The sequence below is a fragment of the Streptomyces phaeofaciens genome, from assembly GCF_014648915.1.
In the GTDB taxonomy this organism is placed as follows: Bacteria; Actinomycetota; Actinomycetes; order Streptomycetales; family Streptomycetaceae; genus Streptomyces; species Streptomyces phaeofaciens.
This window is the reverse complement of record NZ_BMSA01000025.1, coordinates 88,532-107,597: the sequence shown is the minus strand read 5'-3', so window position 1 is coordinate 107,597 and position 19,066 is coordinate 88,532. Positions and strand designations below refer to the sequence as shown.

General features: G+C 71.5%; 17 protein-coding genes and 1 pseudogene. 8 read left to right on the top strand and 10 right to left on the bottom strand.

Annotation, left to right across the window (positions count from 1 at the left end):
* Positions 1-38 precede the first annotated feature (38 nt).
* From IE275_RS33880 to IE275_RS33845, 8 genes are all read right to left on the bottom strand, one after another.
* Complete coding sequence (locus tag IE275_RS33880) at positions 39-1,175, bottom strand: phosphotransferase enzyme family protein (RefSeq protein WP_189716315.1); 1,137 nt, start codon at positions 1,173-1,175, stop codon at positions 39-41.
* On the bottom strand, positions 1,172-1,972 hold the full coding sequence (locus IE275_RS33875; RefSeq protein WP_189716313.1) for an ABC transporter ATP-binding protein: 801 nt from the start codon (positions 1,970-1,972) through the stop codon (positions 1,172-1,174). The genes IE275_RS33880 and IE275_RS33875 overlap by 4 nt, the downstream gene beginning before the upstream one ends.
* Positions 1,969-2,910, bottom strand: coding sequence for an ABC transporter permease (locus IE275_RS33870; protein WP_229870851.1), 942 nt, complete (start codon positions 2,908-2,910; stop codon positions 1,969-1,971). Before IE275_RS33870 ends, IE275_RS33875 begins: the two co-directional genes overlap by 4 nt.
* Positions 2,907-3,977: an ABC transporter substrate-binding protein gene (locus IE275_RS33865; RefSeq protein WP_229870849.1), complete on the bottom strand. Its 1,071-nt coding sequence runs from the start codon at positions 3,975-3,977 to the stop codon at positions 2,907-2,909. The genes IE275_RS33870 and IE275_RS33865 overlap by 4 nt, the downstream gene beginning before the upstream one ends.
* Positions 3,978-4,158: 181 nt before the next feature.
* Positions 4,159-5,118: an ABC transporter substrate-binding protein gene (locus tag IE275_RS33860; protein ID WP_189716309.1), complete on the bottom strand. Its 960-nt coding sequence runs from the start codon at positions 5,116-5,118 to the stop codon at positions 4,159-4,161.
* A 58-nt stretch (positions 5,119-5,176) separates the two neighbouring features.
* Complete coding sequence (locus tag IE275_RS33855; protein ID WP_268255315.1) at positions 5,177-6,502, bottom strand: LLM class flavin-dependent oxidoreductase; 1,326 nt, start codon at positions 6,500-6,502, stop codon at positions 5,177-5,179.
* Between the two features lie 379 nt (positions 6,503-6,881).
* Entirely contained in the window at positions 6,882-7,079 is a 198-nt protein-coding gene (locus IE275_RS33850; protein ID WP_189716305.1) for a hypothetical protein, read from the bottom strand.
* 243 nt (positions 7,080-7,322) lie between these two features.
* Positions 7,323-8,033, bottom strand: coding sequence for a GntR family transcriptional regulator (locus IE275_RS33845; protein ID WP_189716304.1), 711 nt, complete (start codon positions 8,031-8,033; stop codon positions 7,323-7,325).
* Between the two features lie 428 nt (positions 8,034-8,461).
* Between IE275_RS33845 and IE275_RS33840 the strand changes: the two genes are divergently transcribed.
* The 4 genes and pseudogenes from IE275_RS33840 to IE275_RS33830 all read left to right on the top strand — a co-directional run bounded on the left by IE275_RS33840 (position 8,462) and on the right by IE275_RS33830 (position 13,241).
* Positions 8,462-9,355, top strand: a complete 894-nt coding sequence (locus tag IE275_RS33840) for a sulfurtransferase (RefSeq protein ID WP_189716302.1) — start codon at positions 8,462-8,464, stop codon at positions 9,353-9,355.
* A 143-nt stretch (positions 9,356-9,498) separates the two neighbouring features.
* Positions 9,499-10,962: an MFS transporter gene (locus tag IE275_RS33835; protein ID WP_189716299.1), complete on the top strand. Its 1,464-nt coding sequence runs from the start codon at positions 9,499-9,501 to the stop codon at positions 10,960-10,962.
* 230 nt (positions 10,963-11,192) lie between these two features.
* Positions 11,193-11,525: pseudogene (locus IE275_RS47290) on the top strand (PAS domain-containing protein); the annotation flags it as partial.
* An 18-nt stretch (positions 11,526-11,543) separates the two neighbouring features.
* Complete coding sequence (locus IE275_RS33830; RefSeq protein WP_229870847.1) at positions 11,544-13,241, top strand: SpoIIE family protein phosphatase; 1,698 nt, start codon at positions 11,544-11,546, stop codon at positions 13,239-13,241.
* Positions 13,242-13,668: 427 nt separating this feature from the next.
* Here IE275_RS33830 and IE275_RS33825 read toward each other — a convergent pair whose 3' ends face one another.
* Entirely contained in the window at positions 13,669-14,430 is a 762-nt protein-coding gene (locus IE275_RS33825; RefSeq protein ID WP_189716295.1) for a nuclear transport factor 2 family protein, read from the bottom strand.
* A gap of 140 nt (positions 14,431-14,570) precedes the next feature.
* On the opposite strand from IE275_RS33825, the gene IE275_RS33820 reads away from it, so the two are divergent.
* Positions 14,571-15,032 carry a cadmium resistance transporter gene (locus IE275_RS33820; RefSeq protein WP_189716293.1) on the top strand — a complete coding sequence of 154 codons (462 nt, stop codon included), beginning with the start codon at positions 14,571-14,573 and terminating at the stop codon, positions 15,030-15,032.
* 123 nt (positions 15,033-15,155) lie between these two features.
* Here IE275_RS33820 and IE275_RS33815 read toward each other — a convergent pair whose 3' ends face one another.
* The gene (locus IE275_RS33815; protein ID WP_189716292.1) at positions 15,156-15,956 is read right to left on the bottom strand and encodes a helix-turn-helix domain-containing protein; all 801 of its coding nucleotides are present in this window, start codon (positions 15,954-15,956) and stop codon (positions 15,156-15,158) included.
* Positions 15,957-16,224: 268 nt separating this feature from the next.
* Between IE275_RS33815 and IE275_RS33810 the strand changes: the two genes are divergently transcribed.
* The 3 genes from IE275_RS33810 (at position 16,225) to IE275_RS33800 (ending at position 18,999) form a co-directional block, all read left to right on the top strand.
* On the top strand, positions 16,225-16,494 hold the full coding sequence (locus IE275_RS33810; RefSeq protein WP_189716290.1) for a hypothetical protein: 270 nt from the start codon (positions 16,225-16,227) through the stop codon (positions 16,492-16,494).
* A gap of 325 nt (positions 16,495-16,819) precedes the next feature.
* On the top strand, positions 16,820-17,659 hold the full coding sequence (locus tag IE275_RS33805; protein ID WP_229870837.1) for an SDR family oxidoreductase: 840 nt from the start codon (positions 16,820-16,822) through the stop codon (positions 17,657-17,659).
* A gap of 5 nt (positions 17,660-17,664) precedes the next feature.
* Positions 17,665-18,999 carry an NAD(P)/FAD-dependent oxidoreductase gene (locus tag IE275_RS33800; RefSeq protein ID WP_189716288.1) on the top strand — a complete coding sequence of 445 codons (1,335 nt, stop codon included), beginning with the start codon at positions 17,665-17,667 and terminating at the stop codon, positions 18,997-18,999.
* The last annotated feature ends 67 nt before the right edge of the window (positions 19,000-19,066 follow it).

Below are 19,066 nucleotides of genomic sequence, written 5' to 3'. Positions count from 1 at the left end.
GCCGACGACCTCCAGCACCTGTTCGGGGGCGGACGCCGTCAGTGCCTGGTCAGGTTTCGGGCGATGTCCCTGAGGTGGCGCAAGGCCAGCAGGCCGGGTTCCGTGGTGAACCAGCGCGTGTGGTCGGTGAAGTAGGCACGCGCCAGCGCGGTGTTCTCCGCGGAGCGGGTCACTTCGTGGAAGTAGTGCATCTCCGACAGCGCGTACTCGGCGTTGACCAGGGGCAGGAGCGCGGGCAGCGCCTCGGCTTCGGCCTCGGTGAGGGGGCGGACGGCGGCGTAGCCCTCCAGCAGGGCTGTCAGGTGGGCGTACTGCACCGGAACATGGCCGCTCGGCAGGTCCAGCCAGCCGAAGATGTTGCGTTCCAGCGCCACCGCGAGGTCGTGCACCGACGTGGTCCGGTCGCTGAGGTTGAAGTCGAGCACGGTGGACACGGTGTCCCCGCTGCCGGCCGTGTCCCACAGCAGGTTGGAGGCGTGCCAGTCGTTGTGCGTCCACAGGGGTTCGAGTTCGTGCAGGAGCGGGATCAGCTCGGCGTGCAGGGGCAGGTGCCAGCGCGCCAGATCGGCATCGAGCGGGTCGGCACGCAGGGCTTCGGCCAGGGCCGGGCGCTCGGCGGCGTACGCGTCGAGGGCGCCCTGGGGGTCGGGCGCGCAGAAGACGCGGAAGGACGACACCAGCGGCTGGACCCGGCGGGCCGGCGCGTCGTGGCCGACGGCGGCCAGGTGGAGCCGGGCGAGAGCGGAGCCCGCTGCACGGGCGTGGTGGGCGGAGGCGAAAGGGGTCCAGGACAGGGCGTCCTGGTAGAGATCCGTGCCGATGCCCAGCGAGTGCACCTCGTAGGTCCATTCGCCACGGGCCGTACTGCCGAGGACATCGACCACCGGGGCTCCGCGGGAGCGCAGATGGCGCAGGAAGGCGTGCTCCTCCTCCAGCCCGGCGAGGGTGCGGACGCTGGTGTGGTGCCGTTTGAGGAAGACACGCCTCCCGTCGTGCTCCACCACGGCGGCCGCCGACAGCGGGCGGGGGCTGTGCCAGCGCAGCCGTGCGGGGCCGCCGAGCACGTGCGCCGCCTCTGCGGCGGTGAGGGGCGCCCAGTCGGGTTCGACGCGTTCATGGCCGAGGCCGTGGGTCGCCGGCGGGGCAGGTTCCGTCAGGTCACGAGGTGTGGTCATCGTGGGGCTCCTACGGGGGCGGCGAGCGCGGCCAGGACACGTTCCTCGACCTCGGCGGCGGTGACGGGGTCCAGGGAGCGGGGCCCGCCCCCGCCGCGCGAAGGGCGCGGGACTTCGATGCGTGCGGTCACCGAGGCGGGGCGTGGCGACAGCACATGGATGGTGTCGGCGAGCAGGACCGCCTCGCGGATGTCGTGGGTGACCAGCACGACGGTCCAGCGGTAGGTGTGCCACATGTGGGCGAGCCAGCGCTGGAGGTCGTGGCGGGTGAGGGAGTCCAGGGCACCGAAGGGCTCGTCGAGCAGCAGAAGCGGGCGTTCCAGGACGACGGTGCGCAGCAGTGCCGCGCGCTGGCGCATGCCGCCGCTGAGCTGAGAGGGATAGCTGTTCTGGAAGCCGTCGAGGCCGAACGCGTCGAACAGCGCCGCGGCGCGGCGGCGGGCCTCGGTCCGGCGTACTCCTTGGGCCTCCAGTCCGAGGGCGGTGTTGGCGAGGACGGTGCGCCAGGGAAAGAGGAGGTCCTTCTGCGGCATGTAGGCGACGCGGCCGGAGCGGGTGCGCGGGGGTTCGCCGTCGACCAGGATGTCTCCGGCCGTGGGATGGTCCAGCCCCGAGACGAGGTTGAGCAGGGTGCTCTTGCCGCTGCCGCTGGGGCCGATGACGGCGGCGAACTCGCCAGGTGCGACCGACAGTTCGAGGCTGCGCAGGACGTCCAGACCGTCGTAACTCTTGTCGACCCGGCGCAGCAGGAGCCTTGGGTCCGGGGTGGGAGGGAGGCTGCCGTCGGGGGTGCTCATGGGTGTTCCTTCCGCCGGGCGGTCCGGTTCCAGGGCAGGGCGAGGCGCTCGACGAGGTAGGTCGCGGCGAACAGGGCGATGCTCAGGGCGGCGGTCACCGCCACGGCCGCGAAGACGAGGTCGGTGCGGAAGGCGCTCTTCTGCGCCTGCATGTAGATGCCGAGTCCGTTCTCCGCGCCGGCGTACTCGGCGAACACCGCGCCGACCACGGCGTAGGTGACGCTGACGCGGAGCCCCGCGAAGAAGTACGGCATCGCGCTGGGGACGCGGACCATGAGGAACGTGCGTGTCCGGCCGGCGCCCAGGGAGCGCAGCAGCCGCATGGCCTCCGGGTCGGCGGAGGCGAATCCGGCGGCGAGGTTGGCGGTGAGGGGGAAGAACGTGGCGAGCGTGACCACCAGCATCTTGGGGAACAGGCCGAAGCCGAACCAGATGATGAGGAGGGGGGCGACGGCCACGACGGGGATGGTCTGGGAGGCGACCAGCAGCGGATACAGGCCGCGGCGTGCCCAGGTGGAGAAGTCCAGCAGGACGGCCACCAGCCAGGCGGCGGCGAACGACATCCCGAAGCCGGCGACGGTCTCCTGGAGGGTGGGCAGTGTCGCGTCCCACAGGTCCTGCCGGTTCTCCCAGCCCTGGGAGAGGACGCGCCAGGGGCTGGGCAGGACGGTGGGGTCCACGGCGGCCGCGCGGGTGCAGTACTGCCAGACGGCCAGGACCGCCGTGACGACCAGGAGCGGAGGCAGGATCAGGGAGAGGGGAGCGGACCCGGCGTGCGTCGGGTGCTTGGTGGCTGACGCGGTGGGGCGGGTGGTCTGCGGGGCGGAGGCGGGAGGCCGGGCCGGGAGCCCGCCGGTGGCGGGCTCTTCCGTGACGGGTCCGGTCGGCTCGGTGGTCCGGGGTGTGCCGCCGCCGGTGCCGGTGGGCGTCCTGGTCACGACTTCTCCGGAAGGTAGTCGTCGGTGAACCACGACGAGGTGTCCGGGGCGGCGGTCAGCTTCTTGCCGTCGGCGTCGCTGAGCAGCCCGGCCTTGTACTCGAAGTCGGCGAACGCCTTCCACCGGTCGGCGGACTGGGTGCCGAGTGAGCCGTCGGCCGCGCGGTAGTAGGAGTCGGCGAGCAGTTGCTCGCTCGCGTGCACCAGCTCGGTGTTGGTCAGCACGCCCTTGTTCGCCTTGATCAGCAGGTCGGCGGCCTTGGAGGGATTCTCGACGGCGTAGGCGTAGCCGCGTGCCACCGCGGCGAGGAACTTCCTGGCCGTCGCGCCGTTCGCCTCGAGGTACTCGTCGGAGGAGGCGATCAGGGTGGAGTAGATCTCCGGGAAGCCGTAGTCGGTGAGTTCGAAGTTCTTCAGTGGCTTGCCGCTGAGCTTCGCCTCCAGCCCCTCCCAGGTGGGCATCGGCATCGCGAAGTCGGCCTTGCCCGCGTAAAGGGCCGAGTAGGCCGAGGTGTTGAGGGTGACCGAGGTGAACTCGCCGGTGCCGCCGGCGTTCTTGATGACGGACCGGAGCAGGGGCTTCTCGTAGGCGGCGCCGAACCCGGCGTAGGTCTTGCCGTCCAGGTCCTTGGGGGAGGTGATGTCCTTGCGGTCGGCGGAGACCGCGATGGTGACGTTGGTCTTCTGGGTCACGGCGTAGACCGAGGTGAGGTCCTGGCCCGCCGATCGGGCCGCGGTGAGGCCCTCCTGATAGGAGATGCCGAAGTCGGCCTTGTGGTGGGCGAGAAGCGTCTCGGGCGAGGTCGACCCGTAGGGCACGATCTTCAGGTCGATCCCGGCGTCCTTGAACCAGCCGAGCTGCTGGGCGACATAGATGCCGGTGTGGTTGGTGTTCGGTGTCCAGTCGAGGGCGAGGGTGACCTCGGCCAGACCCTTGGCGTCGCTCCGGTCGGAACCGGAGTCCGAGGAGCAGGCCGTGGCGACGGACAGCGTGCCGACGGCGACGGCCGTCAGCGCCAGACGGACGGCTCGGCGCGGAGCATGGGGCAGCGGGCGGGACGGATGCACGGGACGGGCTCGTTTCTTGCGGCGGGCGGGTGGTGCCCGGTACGGGGAGGCGGGAGCGGGGCGGCGGTGCGTGGGGTGCCGAGCGTGGGGCCGGGACACGGCAGGGCGGCCCGGGGGCGGGCCGGGCCGAGGGACGGCGGCCCGGCGCCATGGCGGCGGCGGGCGCCGGACGGGGGCGGGTTCATGCGCCGGACCGGGCCGCGAGGACCGCGGCGGCATCCGGCAGGGCGGGGTCCGGCAGCAGGTCGGTGCGGTAGGCCGTACGCCAGCCGTCGGCCGTGGACAGGACGCCCTGCGTGGCGAGCCAGTGGGCGTAGGGACCCATGCGGTTCTCGGCGATGGTGCCCCAGCGGCCGTCCCGGTCCGTCCAGGTCGGAGCCACCAGTTCCAGCGAGCGGGCTATGAGCGGGCGCGGGAAGTAGGGGATGACGCGTTCCAGCAGGGCCAGGGTGGCGGGCTGGTCGGCGGCCGCCTCGGCGAAGCCGCGCGCGGTGGCGGCGAGGAACCGGCGCACCGCGTCGGGGTCGGCCCGGACGGTCTCCTCGTGCGCTCCCAGGAGGTAGCTGTGGTAGCGGGGGGCGCCGATCTCGTCGACGGGCCAGGTCAGCCGGCGCTCTTCGGGGAGGCCGCCGCGCAGTGCGTCCCAGGACCAGTAGACGCCGAAGGTGGCGTCGGCCTCGCCGGACTCCAGGTCGTCGACGGTCAGTTCGCGATAGCCGGCGTCGACCGTCACCACGGCGTCGGGATCACCGCCGTCCGCGGCCACCAGGTGGCGCACCAGGGCTCTGCCTCGCGGGGTCGGGTTGTACGCGAGGCGCCGCCCGGCCAGGTCCCTGGGGCGTTCGATGCCGCGCCCGGTGATGGTCTGAACGGCCTCCAGGGCACGGTGGTTGACAGCCGAGACGGCGATCAGCGGCTGCCCCTGGGCACGGCGCACCAGGAGGCGGTTGGGCGGGAAGATCCCGAAGTCGCACTGGCGGCGGGCGAGATACTCCAGGGTGTCGCCACGTCCAGGGTCCTGCACGGACAGTTCGACCTCCAGCCCGGCCTCCCGGTACCAGCCGCGGTCGCGGGCGACGAAGAAGCCCGCGGAGTTGGGCCAGGGGTGGAAGTAGTCGAGCATGACGCGGATGTGGGACACGGGGGCTCCGGAGGAAGGGGGCGTGGGCCGGGGGAGGGGCGGGGCGGTGTGCGGGGGGTCAGGGGCGCCGGTGGCGGGCGCCGGGATGGTTCTCGGGCAGCCGGGTGCGGCCGGGGCCGTGCGTGTGCTCGCGCAGCGTGCTGCCTTCGTACTCGGTCCACACCCGGCCGCGGCGCTGCAGCTCGGGGACGACGCGGTCGACGAAGTCGCGCAGGGTGACCGGCGGGACCGGGTCGGCGATGTTGAAACCGTCGAGGTCGGCGTCCTCGGCCCAGCGCTCCAGCTCGTCGGCGACCGTCCGCGGGGAGCCGACGAGGACCGGCCCGCCACCGCCGACACCGACGAACTCGGCGATCTCGCGAGGCGTCCAGGTGCGGTCGGGGTCCAGGCGGGTGAACACCTCCAGCAGACCTCGGATGCCCTCGGTGTCGGCGTACTCCAGAGGGGTGTCGGGGTCCAGCTCCGACAGGTCGATGCCGAGAAGGGCGCTGTAGCGGGCGAGGCTGCCTTCAAGGGAGGTGTAGGAGCGGTACTCCTCGTACTTGGCGTGGGCTTCCGCATCCGTGGGCGCGACGACGACGGTGGCGATGGCGAAGAAGCGCAGCTCCCGGGCATCGCGTCCGGCCTCGGTGGCCTCGGCGCGCACGGCGTCGACGAGAGTGCGGGCCAGAGTGGGGCTGTAGGCGGACAGGAAGACACCCTCGGCGTGCCGTCCGGCGAAGCGCCGACCGGCACGTGAGGTACCGGCCTGGTACAGGACGGGGGTGCGCTGGACGGACGGTTCCGACAGGGCGATGTCCGGGACGGTGAAGTAGGTGCCCTTGTGGGCCACCGGGTGCACCTTGGAAGGGTCGACGAAGACGCCGGAGGCCGTGTCGCGCACCACGGCGTCGTTCTCCCAGCTGCCTTCCCAGAGCTTGTAGACGACCTCCATGAACTCCTCGGCCACGGCGTACCGTTCGTCGTGGGGGATCTGCCGCTCCAGGCCCAGGTTGCGGGCGGCGCTGTCCAGGGCGGAGGTGACGATGTTCCAGCCGATCCGTCCCTCGCTGAGGTGGTCGAGCGTCGTCATCTTCCGGGCGAACGCGTAGGGGCGTTCATAGGTGGAGGAGACGGTGACCGCGAATCCGAGACGCGTGGTCGCGGAGGCGAGCGCGCTGACCAGGAGGAGCGGGTCGTCGGTGGGGGTGTTGATGCCGTCGCGCAGGGCCGCCCGCGTGGAGCCCCGATAGACGTCTAGGGGGCCGAGGGCGTCGGCGATGAACAGGGCGTCGAACCGGCCGCGCTCGAGGATGCGGGCGGTCTCGATCCAGTGGGCCAGGTCCCGGTAGCGGTGTGCCTCGCTGTCGGGGTGCCGCCACAGACCCATCGCGGTGTGCCCCACTGTCGACTGACGAAGGCCGTTGAGACGTATGCGACGCGGCTCGGTGCCGGAGGGGGCGGTGGAGGCGGATGACGGGGAGGGGGGCACGGGATGCTCCAGATCGACGAGGGGGCAGCCTCGAGGTGCGCGGACGGCGGCGTGGAGTGACGGCGACGGCGGGCGCGGAGGTGGAGAGGGGAGGCGAGCCGGTGTGGGGCGGGCGGTGCTGTGGCCCGGAGCCGGTTCGGTGCGCCGGTGACAGGGAGCGCGGTGCGCGGCACGAAGGGCTGATGTCCGGGGCCCGTCCGTCGGCCGCGAGCGGCGGGCGGCGGATCAGGCGCGTGCGTCGTGCGGTGCGGCGACGCCGGGAGACAGGGCGCCCGTCAGAAGCGGGCGCGGGTCAGCCGGCGGTACAGAAAGCGCTGGCGCAGCGCCCGTGATCGACGTGGCGGCGCAGAGTGAGACGGCGGTCCCGGTCGTGGCGGCGCAGGGGGAGACGGCCGTCGTGGCGGCGCGGGGTGAGGTGGCGGTCGCGGTCGATGCGGCCGAGGGAAGGAGCGCGGAGGAGCGAGAGCCCGCGTACGGGGGTCGGGTACATCCGCTGCTCCTTTCCCGAGAATGCGTAGGCCTCTGCGTATGGGTGACGCGGGGCGGCACTTGACGATGCTTTGAGACGGTTTGTAGCTAGATCATCTGATCTGGTGGCGGTGAGCCTAACACCCTTGCCTGTTCGCTCGGCCGGCGCTCCGCATGCCGGGACAGAGGCCCCGAAGACGCCTCACGGGCCCGGTCGCATGGCCTCGGGTGACTGCTCCCCACCGCGCGGGAATGGTCCGCCGGGTCACGACTGACTGTCCTCGTCGCCGCCGACCAGCGCGTTGATCCGCTGCTCCAGGCTGCGGCGCAGATGCGTACGGGCGGCCTCGCGGGCACGGTCGGCATCGTGGGCGTGCAGGGCGCGCAGGATCGCTTCGTGCTCCTGGTGCAGCGGTTCGATCCCGCCGAAGGCGGACGGAGGTCCGCTGTCGTAGATCCGCAGCCGGGCCGTGAGCTTCACCAGCAGCTCGGTGATGGTGGCGTTGTGGCCCGCCTGCCAGAGCAGCTCATGGAAGCGGAAGTTGGCCGCCCGGGCGGCCGCCTGCCCGTCCTCCGTGTCCGCCTGAAGGATCAGTTCGTGCTGCCGACGCAGTCGGGCGAGGTCGAGTTCGGTGGCCCGCAGAGCCGCGGAGGCTGCGGCCTCCGCCTCCAGCGCGATGCGTGCCTCGTAGATCTCCACGACATCCTCGGCCGTGCCCGAGCGGACCCGGAAGCCCCGCGGGGCGCGCTCCAGCAGTCCGTCGTGCTCCAGCAGCGCGAGCGCTTCACGCATCGGGGTCCTGGACACGCCGTAGTCGCTGCTCAGGACTGTCTCCATGAGGGCCGAACCCGGAGGGAAGTGGCCTTCCATGACGTCACTCCGCAGGCGCCAGTACAGCTCCGAGCCCGAGGGCGGTGCCTCGGCGGGCGCGTCCTGCGCTCCGGGGGAGGGAGCGGACGGGGTGTGTCTCGGCATGGCGGTCCTCGGCCGGAGCGGAACGCCCGCGCCCGGGGGTGCGGAGGTGCCGATCCGAAGAGTGCGGATACGTGATGAGCTCACTGTACATGAAACGTATGCTTGCGTATACGCTGTGGATCCGAACCCGGCTCCTGCCCTCCCCGCACGGCACGGACACGCTTCCCGGCCAGGCGGGCCCACGCCGTGATCCCTGCCGGATCCCCGCCGTGATCCCCACCCCGGTCCCCTCCGCCGGGCTTCTCGAAAGGCGCCGCATGAACCTGGGCACGTCCGTTGCACACCGCGAGGGTGTCCTGATCGACGCGAGTGAACTCGCCGGCCTGCTCACGGCGGCCCGTCTCCTCCCGGCGGATCCGAGGCAGGCGGGGTCGGCGGCTGCGCACGCACCCGACTCCGGGGAGGCCTCAGGCCCAGTCCCAGACCCGGTGACGGTCGCAGTCCCGGTGCCGGTGCTCGTACTGGACGCCACGGTGGCTCTCTCGTCGCCCGCGCACGACGGTGACTACCGGGCCGCCTCGGGGGCCGACGCCTGGGCCGGGGCGCATATTCCCGGCTCCCGGCACGTGGATCTGCTGACCACGTTCACGGATCCCACGGCGCCCTACCATTTCGCCCACCCGTCCCGTGACACCACCCGGCGCGAGCTGGCCTCCCTGGGCGCCGACGAGCGCACCACCGTCGTCCTCTACGACCAGGGCTCGCTGCAATGGGCGGCCCGCCTGTGGTGGGTACTGCGTGACGCCGGCGTGCGCGCCCGCGTCCTGGACGGGGGGCTGCCCGCCTGGACCGACGCCGGTCTGCCGGTGGCTTCGCTCACGACCGCGTCCTCGGCCGCACCTTCGGGCGGAACGGCGAGGCCGCCGACGGGCGAACCCTTTCCCCGCGCGGCGGCAGGAGATGACACACGGCCGTCGCTGTGGATCGACAAGGACGGTGCCCGTACCGTCAGCGAGGGGCGCGCGTCCGGCATCCTGGTGTGCGCGCTGGGTGCCGCCCACTTCGAGGGCACCACACCCACCCGCTACAGCAGGCGGGGCCGCATCCCAGGCAGCGTGAGCCTGCCCGCCCAGGACTTCCTGGACGGCGACGGCCGCCTCCTCGCCGACCCTGACCTCAGCGCCCGTGCGGCCCGCCTGCCGGACCGGAACGCGGGCCCGGTCGTCCTGTACTGCGGCGGAGGAATCTCCGCATCCTTGAGCGCCCTGGCCCTGACGCTGGCCGGCGTCGACTCGCTGGTCATGTACGACGGGTCGCTGGAAGAGTGGACGGCGGATCCGGCACTCCCCCTTCTCACGGGGGTGGCCCGAGGGGCGGTCTGAGATCGCGGCAGGGGAACTTTGGGCGCGCGCCGGACCCCATCCCTCAGCCCCACCCTCGTCACCTACGAACGCGATGTTTCCGTTCTGCGAACAGAGCGTCTGGACAGCGGACAACGGGCGGACACCGGTGTGACCATGTGCGCATGCTCCCGGGAGAAGATCGCGCCGCCCGGCGGGTGCTGATGGTGTCCATGGCGGCAGGGGTCACGACCCTGCTCGACCAGTCGGTCCTCAACATCGCTGTGCCGGCGCTGCGTCAGTCGCTGGAAGCAGGGCCCACCGATGTGCAGTGGATCGTCGCCGGCTACTCGCTGGCCTTCGGGCTGATGCTGGTGCCGGGCGGCAGCCTCGGTGATGTGCACGGGCGCAAAGGGCTGTTCCTCGTCGGACTGTCCGCCTTCGTCCTGTTCGGCGTGGTCGCCGCCTCCGGTGCGCGCGCGGACGTGGTGATCGCGGCGCGGCTCGTGCAGGGCGCCGGGGCGGGTCTGGTCAACTCCCAGGTCATCGGCACTCTCCAGGATCACTTCAACGGCCTGGACCGGGCGCGCGCGTTGGGCCTGTACGCCGTCACCGGTGGCGTCGCCGCGGCACTCGGACCCGCGCTCGGCGGCGCCCTCGTCGCGGCCTGCGGACCGGAGTACGGGTGGAGGCTCTGCCTGCTCCTCAGCACGCCGTGCGGGATGCTCACGCTGTGGCTCGCGTTCCGCTGGCTCCCGGACGCCCGACGGACGGCCGGGCACAGCGAACTCGACTGGTGGGGACTCGTGTCGGTGGGAGTCTTGGCCTTGGCGCTGATGCTGCCGTTCATCAGGACGCCGGGCAATCCTCTGGAGACGGCGCTGTGGGTCGGTGCGGCCGTGGGCTCGCTGTGCTGTCTCGTTGCGGGCCACCGCTCGCGCATACGGTCGGGGCGGGTTCCGCTGGTGCCCCCCTCACTCCCGCGCTCGCGCCCCTACACGCTCGGCACAGCCATCGCGATGGCGAGCTTCGGCTCCTCGCTGGCCGCGACACTGGTGCTGACCGTGTTCCTGCAGAGCGGTCTCGGACAGTCCGCGCTCACCGCAGCCCTCGTCACCCTTCCGTCGGCCGCGGCCATGGGAGTCACCTCGGCCGTCGCCTGGCGCGTGGTGCGCCGCCTCGGACCGCACACCGTCACGCTCGGTCTCGCCCTGGGGGCCCTGACACTGCTGGGCGGAGCGGCCGTCGCGCTCACCGCACCACGCCCCCGACTGCTGCCGGCCCTCGCGGCCGTTCAACTCCTGTCCGGTGCCGCCGCCGGGCTCACCATCTCCCCGAACCAGGCCCTGGTCCTCCAACACGCTCCGGCCGAGGCCGCCGGGGTGGCCGGCGGCCTCCTCCAGATGGCTCAGCGAATCGCCGCCGCCGTCGCGTTGAGCGCCGTGTCCGGAAGCTATCTGCACGGCACATCAGGGCCGTCGGGCGACCCCCGCACGGCCTTCGCGCACGCGACACTCCTGTGCGCCGGCCTGCTCATGGCGGCCACCGTCCTGTCGCTGCTCCGCCCCCGCCTCACAGCCCGGCGGTATCGTCCGCCGGCCCGCGTGCCGGAGCACCCGCGCGCCGCCCCCGCTCGCGAGGAGGCGTAAAAGGGGCGAGAGGGGGCGAGAGGGGGGCGTGAGGGGGCGTGAGGAGTGTGACGACCGGATCGCCGGACCGATGCGACGTCCGTGACCGCTGTCCATCACTCCACCGAGTGGCACTTCCCGCCTTTCCCGGGAGAACCGGAGGCGAGGCGCATAGCCTGCGGTGGTGCCGGACAGGGCCAGGGACGTGCCGTCGGCGCACGAGGAGACAAGTTGTGCCGGGACGCCAGGTGATGCAGGTACCCATTCCGGATGAACCGCGACGGGCGTCTGGTGCGCAGCCGCACGGGCAGGACCCGACGGCACGCGACGACGGCCCGGCCATCGCACTCATCGATCCCGAGGGCCGTATCAGTCAGTGGAACTCCGAGGCCGAGGCACTGACCGGCCACCCGCCCTCCGACATCATCGGCTGCGACCTCTCCGTACTCTCCGACCGTCCTGTCGGTCAGGGCCGTGCACTCGTCGCGGAGCTGCTCCGGGCCGGCGGTGGAGTCCGTGCGGACTGGTTGCGTTGTTTCGACGGGACCTGCCGCAATGTTCGGTGGCATGCCGTGCCCGTCCCACTCGCCACCGGCACAGGCTTGGTCGCCGTAGCCGGCCGCAACGCCCAGGAGATCCACTGGTGCGACCCCGAGGCGGCGGACCTCCTCCTGCATTCGGCACCGGTCGGTCTGGCCGTTCTCGACACCGACCTGCGCTACCGCTTCATCAACGACACCCTCGCCCGCCTCAACGGCCTGCCCGTCGCCGCACATCTGGGCCGCAGCATCCTGGACGTCCTCGATCTTCCCGACCCACAGGCGTACGAGGACATGCTGCGACGGGTGACCGACGGCGGCGAGACGATCAACAATCTCCATGTGGCCGCGATCCGACCCGACGGCACTCCCTACGCGGCGGTGGGAACACTCTTCCCGCTCCGAAACGCCAATGGCCGCATCCTCGGTCAGGCCGGCGTCGTGCACGACCTGGGTGGCACGAGAGCGGAGCTGCTGGACACCGCGCGAAGCCAACGCCGCCTGGAACTGCTCAGCCGGATCAGTGCCAGCCTCAGCCAGGGGCTGGACGTGGCGAGCGTCGCGTCGAAGCTGTCGGCGACCTGCACCCCGGCGTTCGCCCGCACCGTCACCGTCGACCTCCTCGCCGGCGCAGTGCACCGGACCCCCGACTCGCCCATGGGCGCTACCGCCCAGCAGCGCACCACTGCCTGCCCGGACACGTCCGCCCCGCCGCAGGTCCACCCTCTGAGCGCGTCCGCAGACCATGGCCCTGCTCATCCGGACCGGGATCTGCCGCCGTCCCGTGCGGCATCAACCCCTGTCGGCGAGTGCATCCGCTCGGCCGACGTCGTCTCCTTCCACGTAGAGGAAGCCCAGGAGCAGACGCAGTACGCGATCTCCGCACCGCTGCTCGCCGCCGGACAGGTTCTGGGGGCGATCACCTTCTCCGCCCCCGGACACTTCGATGCCGACGACGTGCTCACCATGCGCGACATCGCCGCTCGCACCGCCATGGCCCTCGACAACGCCCTGCTCTACCGGCGGGAAAGGCTGGCCACGCTGGCCCTCCAACGCCATCTCCTGCCCGCACGCCTGCCGGACGTTCCTTGGGCCGAGTCGGCGCACCGCTACCTGCCCGCCCAGAACGGGACCCTGGCCGGCGGCGACTGGTACGACACCGTGCGCCTCCCCGGAGGACGAATCGGACTGACCGTCGGTGACGTCATGGGCCACGGCCTGGGTGCGGCCGCGGCCATGGGCCGATACCGTTCCTCAGCCCGCGCTCTACTGGCCGTCGGCCTGGAACCCGGCCAGCTCCTCACCCGGCTGGACGGACTGGACGACGGGGCCGACACCGACCTCCCCGCCACCTGCGTCTGCGTCGTGTACGACGGGGTCACCGGAGACCTCCGGCTGGCGCTCGCCGGCCATCCACCGCCGCTGCTGGTCCGTCCGGACGGATCGGCGGACACCCTGGCGGCCGACCCCGGGCCGCCCGTGGGCATGGGCCTCGACCACACATACGAGAACACCCACTTCGCCGTCCCGCCCGGAAGCCTGCTCGTCCTCTACACCGACGGCATGATCGAAGACCGCAGCACGATCCTGGACCTCGACCAAGGGATCACCATGCTCCGCCGGGCGGTTCACCACACCGAGACACCTCTGGACGAGGTGTGCGACGCCCTCATGGCCGTACGCCCGGCCAACTCGGCAGACGACGCCACGCTGTTCGTGACCAGACTCACCCGCGTCCCACCCATGCCTGTGGCCGACTGACGCCGGGTTCCTCGTGCGCTGTGAACATGTCCCCTGGAACCGGGCTGCGGCCAGAGCACGGGTCGCCGAGCCCGTGCCGCCGGGACGGTCGGGGTGGGATCCCGTCGGGGAGCCAGGGGCTTTCGACGAGTCCGGGCGAAGGCGTCGGGCTCGGCGTCGATCGCAGTCACCGAGGGCTCCGGGTGGGGTGGGTGAACGAGGTGCGCCGATGGCCCGGCATCGCCACGACGGCGCGCGTCGGCCGGGCCGTCGGCACGTGGGTCACATTGCTTGGAGTGTGCCGACGTGCAGCTCGCCGGTCCGGCCCTCGGGGGAAGACGACGCCGTTGTCGCTGAACCTGTACGACTTCCCGCGTAGGTGAGGTTGCTCATCCGCTTGCGCTCCGTAGGTCGACGCGTTCGGTGGTTCGGGTGGTGTGCGGGCCGGTCAGAACAGGCCGTTGGTGTGCGGCAGTTCGTCCGGGTTGGGCGCGATGACGTCCCAGTGCTCGACGATCCTGCCGTCCGCGACACGGAAGAGGTCGTAGTAGGCGACGGGTACGCCGAACTCGCCCTCGGACTGCGTCAGGACGAACTCGCCCTCGGCGATGACCTTGTGGACCTTCTTGTAGACGAGATTCTTGCCCTGCTCGGCCCACTGGGCCGCGGCCGCCCCGAAGCCGTCGAGGCCGTCGGCGGCCTCGGTGTTGTGCTGGTGGTAGGTCTCGGTGGAGATGTAGTCGGTCAGCGCCGAGTAGTCGGCGCCGACGAGGACCTTCTCGGCGAACCCGGCGACCAGGGCACGGTTGGCGTCGGTCTTGGCGGTCTCGGTGACCGCGGAGGGGCCGTCGGTCTGGGAGCGGCCGGAGACGGTGTCCTTGACCAGCGGGGTCAGGGCGTCCCAGTGCTCGGCCAGCCTGCCGTCGGCGTCGACCCGGAAGATGTCGAATCCGACGAGCGGGTCCGGACCGAATCCGTGGTAGATGCCGTGCAGGGCGACCAGATCGCCGTCGGCGATGACCCGGGCCCCTTCGTAGCGGAAGTCCTCGCCCAGGCCGGCGACGAGCCCGCGGAGGGCCTCCGGTCCGTCGGCGGCGAGCGCGCTGTGCTGCTTGTAGGTCGCGGCCACCCAGCGGTCCACGGCGGAGGGATCCTTGTGGCCGAACAGCTCGGCGGCGGCCTGAAGGACCGTGTTCTTTGCGTTGCTCATGGCTTTCTTCCCTTGCTTGGGTATCTGTCCGAGAGGGACCGGAGGTCGAGGGGTGATGTGTTCAAACTATGCCGAAGACATCGGATTGACCGGGGCAAATAGCGACTCGAGATGGTCAAAAAGCGACTCGCTGGAGTTGAGTGGTCCTCGCCGTCGCGGTGGCCGCCGCGTTCGGCGCCACCTTCCTGCCCGAGTCCGCCGTTCCCTACCTCGGCCTGCTCCCGCTCGCCCTCGGCCTCAAGGTGGCCTGGCAGGCATGGCAGGCATGGCAGGACCGCGGCGGCGACGGGGACGACGAGGAGGTCCGGACGAGGGAAGGCGGCCCGACCTCACTGGAGGTCGCCGCCGTCACCTTCGCCAACGGCGGAGACAACATCGGTGTCTACGTCCCGGTCTTCGCCACCGCCGGCATCGGCGGCATGAGCGTGTACGCCGTCGTGTTCCTCGCGCTCGTGGCGGTGTGGTGCTTCGCCGGCCGCTTCTTCGCCACCCGTCCGGTGATCGCCAAGGCCCTCGCCCGCTGGGGCCACATCCTGCTGCCCCTCGTCCTCATCTCCCTCGGCCTGCTCATCCTCATCGAGGGCGGCGCCTTCGGCCTGTGACCCGACTGCACCCACCGGACCGGACCGGTTCGCATTGCCCCCAGGCCGGTTCTGCACCCCGTCGGCGGGCGGCGGAGCCGCGCCTCCCTCTACGGAGTCCGCTCCCTGTACGGGGCCCGCTCCCTACACGGGGCATCGGGGCAGGACGGCGCTGAGCTGGTTGAGGCTGTTGGGATCGACGCGGATACCGGGGAGCCAGAGGTGCTGCCCTTTGCGTGTGACCTGGATCCAGATGCTGCTGTGCTTTTCGTTCTCATCGGTGACGGTGACGCCGTCGGCGATCCGGCACCGGGCATGGAGCAGGTCGTGATGCCAGACGCGCTCGGCCGAGTTGGCGGTCACGTAGGGGCGGTAGGGGTCCCAGGCCAGGTGCAGTGCGCACGTCGGGGTACGGGGCTTCTGGCACTCCTCCTCGACGTTGTGGACGAGCAGACCGGCATTGCCGTAGCCGGTCCCGGTGCCCTTCACTCCGGCAGCGCCCTGTGCGGGGAGAGCGGCGGGTGAACTCTCCAGGTTGAGCAGCATCAGCAGCAGCCCGGCCGCGAGACCGACGGCGGTGCCGGCCGCGGCGAAAGCCCACCGGCCCGACAACCGCCCGCGTAGACGGCACCACCAGGTGGGGGCCGGCTCCTGCGGTGAGGGCGGCGGCGCGGCACCGGCCGGCTCATGGGGACGACAGCGGTCGGCCGCCTCCCACAGTGCCCGGTACTCGCCGGGGTCTGCTCCCAAAGCCCGGCACACGTCCCGGACGACAGCCCACGGGGGCACCGTTGTGCCGCGGAAGTAGCGGGAGAGGGACGAGTCACTGATGCGGACCTGGGTCTCCAGGTCTCGAAGCGTGCGGCCCGAGACCTGTTGCAGTCCTCGCAGCGCCTCGCCCAGCCTTCGCGCTGCCGCTACGTGCTCCGGTAGTTGGCCACTCATGGATAGAGGTCTCCCTGAAGGGGCGCCGCAACGCTGTCCCGTCGACTGCTTCACGTCCCGGGACAGCCACGTCCCAGCAGGTCAGGAATGTATTTATCCCGACATCGGGGAAGCAAACGGGATCTGGTTGTGCAGGCGGATCCAGCCCCGCAAACTCGGCGTACCGGCTGCACAGATCACCCCTGAGGGTGAGCGCCGGAGGTCGTGCCCATGCCAGTACAGGCGGCATGCGCCGACTCAAGAACCCCTCATCGAAAGGACTCTCACCATGCATGTACGTACCCTGCTCTCCGCCCTCGCAGCGATCGCCGTCACCGGCCTCGGGCTGAGCGCGGCGCCCGCCGTTGCCGCGCCTGCCACGGCCTCCTCGCACGTGGCCGCTGTCCGTGCGGCCGACGGCCTCGACGTCCACCGCGGCAAGTACGTCACCCTGGGCGGCTGCCAGACGGCCGGCCAGCAGGGCATCGAGCGCGGCCACTGGGACCGTTACCAGTGCGCCGATGGCACCTTCTTCTGGAACCTGTGGACCAACCGCTGAAGGCCGGTGGCCGTCGGCGCCCTTCTTCCGGGGGCGCCGACGGCCGCGCGCCGTGTCGGACTTCGGCCGCCCGGCGGACGCCCACCGCCATACAGCGGAAGCACACCGATGGTCCCGGGGACGCTCCGGGGCTTCGCTCACGTCTTCTCGATCCGCGTGAGCCAGCGGAGTGACATCGGCGGCCGAAGCGGTTCGGCCTTGCGCGTCGGGCTGCCGCCCGCGTTGCCGGTGCATTTTGCTGGCCACCGAATTCTGGCGTCTTCCGCGAGGTATTCCCGCCGACGGGGGAGCGGCTGCGGGAGAGAAACGGGCGAGGAGGATCGTGGTGGCAGGAAGTGTCGAGGAAAGCGGTACGCCGCTGATCGCACGGCTTCTGCGAGGGCAGAAGGCCCTGGTGACCGGTGCGAACTCGGGTATCGGCAAGGCGACCGCCATCGCCCTGGGCCGGGCCGGGGCGGACGTCGTGGTCAACTACGTCGTCGGAGCGGACGAGGCCGAGAAGGTCGTGGAGCAGATCAGGGGCTTCGGGGTCAACGCCTACGCCCACGAGGCCGATGTGTCCGACGAGGACCAGGTCGTCGACATGGTCGCGCGGATCGTGCGGGAGTTCGGGACCATCGACATCATGGTGGCCAACGCCGGCCTCCAGCGTGACTCCGCGCTCGTGGACATGACGCTGGCCCAGTGGCAGAAGGTCATCGACGTCAACCTGACGGGCCAGTTCCTGTGTGCGCGAGAGGCCGCCAAGGAGTTCATGCGGCGCGGTGTCGTCCCGGAGGTGTCCCGCTCGGCGGGCAAGATCGTCTGCATGAGTTCGGTCCACCAGATCGTCCCGTGGGCGGGCCATGTGAACTACGCCTCCTCCAAGGGGGGCGTCGGCATGATGATGCAGACCCTGGCCCAGGAGCTCGCCCCGCACCACATCCGCGTGAACGCGGTAGGACCGGGCGCCATCCGCACCCCGATCAACACGGCTGCCTGGGACACCCCCGACGCCGAGGCCGAGCTCCTCAAGCTCATCCCGTACCGCCGGGTCGGCGACCCCGAGGACATCGCCAACGCCGTCGTCGCGATCACGTCCGACCTGCTCGACTACGTGGTCGGCACGACCTTGTACGTCGACGGCGGGATGACCCTTTTCCCCGGCTTCGCCACCGGCGGCTGAAGCCCGTGGAAGACCATGTGACGCCCCGCCGGGTGGTGATCATCGGGGGCGGCTTCGCCGGGCTGTTCGCCGCGCGCGCGTTGCGCCGGTCGCCGGTCGCGGTGACGCTGATCGACCGCAGGGCGCATCACCTCTTCCAGCCGCTGTTGTACCAGTGCGCGGCCGGGATTCTGTCGGAGGGCCAGATCGCGCGACCGTTGCGTGCGGTGCTGCGCCGTCATACGAACGTGCGCTGCCTGCTCGCCGACGCCACCGACGTGGACGTGAAGGGACGCGCCGTCCACGCGCGGCGGCCGGAGGGCGGCAGCGTCGTCGTACCGTACGACGACCTGATCGTCGCGGCCGGTATGCGCCAGTCCTACTTCGGGCACGACGAGTTCGCGGCGCACGCGCCGGGCATGAAGACGCTGGAAGACGCCCTGGAGATCCGTCGCAGGATCTACCGCGCCTTCGAGATGGCCGAGTCGGCCACGGACGCCCGGGACCGGCGGCACTGGCTCACCTTCGCCCTCGTCGGCGGCGGGCCGACCGGGGTGGAACTGGCCGGGCAGATCCGGGAGATCGCCGGCCACACCCTCGACCGGGAGTTCCGGACCATCGATCCCCTGAAGGCCCGGGTGCTGCTCTTCGAGGGGGCCGACAAGGTGCTGGCGCCTTTCGGAGACCGTCTGGCCGGGCGGGCCGCCCGCGCCCTGCGCGATCTCGGTGTGGAGCTCCACCTGGGCACGCGGGTCACCGACCTCGACGAGCGGGGCCTGACGGTGAAGGAGCGGGACGGCACGACCACCCGGCACCCCGCGCGCACCGTGCTGTGGACGGCCGGGGTCGAGGCTCCGCCCATCGCCGGTGCCCTGGCGCGGGCCACCGGCGCAGGACAGGACGGCGCCGGCCGCATCGCCGTCGAACCCGATCTGACCCTTCCCGGCCACCCGGAGATCCGCGTGGTCGGCGACGTGATGGCCCTCGACCACCTGCCCGGACTGGCCGAGGTCGCCATGCAGTCGGGTGCGTACGCGGGGCGAGCCGTGCGTCACGCGGTGGAGGCCCGGACGAAGAAGCCGAAGCCCTTCACGTACGTGGACCTGGGCAGTGCCGCCTACATCTCGCGCGGACGGGCCGTCGTCAAGGCCGGACCCGTGCACCTGTCGGGCGTCGTCGGCTGGCTGGCATGGCTGTTCATCCACATCGCCTTCCTGACGGGGTTCCGCAGCAGGCTGGGCGCGGTACTGAGCTGGGCCGTCGTCTTCGCCTCCGGCGCGCGGCGGGAGCGGGCCTTCGTCTTGCCCGGCACCGGGCCCGCTCAGCAGGACGGAGTCACCGCGGCGCTGCGCGAGCCCTGATCCGGGCCGGGGGCCGCCTCCGCCGCCGTCGTCCTGTCCCTGCGTTCCCCGCCGAGGCGGGTGAAGA

What these genes read in the sequence shown, in the direction of transcription:
- IE275_RS33880 (WP_189716315.1), bottom strand. Translation starts at nt 1,175, where the DNA reads ATGACCACACCTCGTGACCTGACGGAACCTGCCCCGCCGGCGACCCAC.
- IE275_RS33875 (WP_189716313.1), bottom strand. Translation starts at nt 1,972, where the DNA reads ATGAGCACCCCCGACGGCAGCCTCCCTCCCACCCCGGACCCAAGGCTC.
- IE275_RS33850 (WP_189716305.1), bottom strand. Translation starts at nt 7,079, where the DNA reads ATGTACCCGACCCCCGTACGCGGGCTCTCGCTCCTCCGCGCTCCTTCC.
- IE275_RS33845 (WP_189716304.1), bottom strand. Translation starts at nt 8,033, where the DNA reads ATGCCGAGACACACCCCGTCCGCTCCCTCCCCCGGAGCGCAGGACGCG.
- IE275_RS33835 (WP_189716299.1), top strand. Translation starts at nt 9,499, where the DNA reads ATGCTCCCGGGAGAAGATCGCGCCGCCCGGCGGGTGCTGATGGTGTCC.
- IE275_RS33825 (WP_189716295.1), bottom strand. Translation starts at nt 14,430, where the DNA reads ATGAGCAACGCAAAGAACACGGTCCTTCAGGCCGCCGCCGAGCTGTTC.
- IE275_RS33815 (WP_189716292.1), bottom strand. Translation starts at nt 15,956, where the DNA reads ATGAGTGGCCAACTACCGGAGCACGTAGCGGCAGCGCGAAGGCTGGGC.
- IE275_RS33810 (WP_189716290.1), top strand. Translation starts at nt 16,225, where the DNA reads ATGCATGTACGTACCCTGCTCTCCGCCCTCGCAGCGATCGCCGTCACC.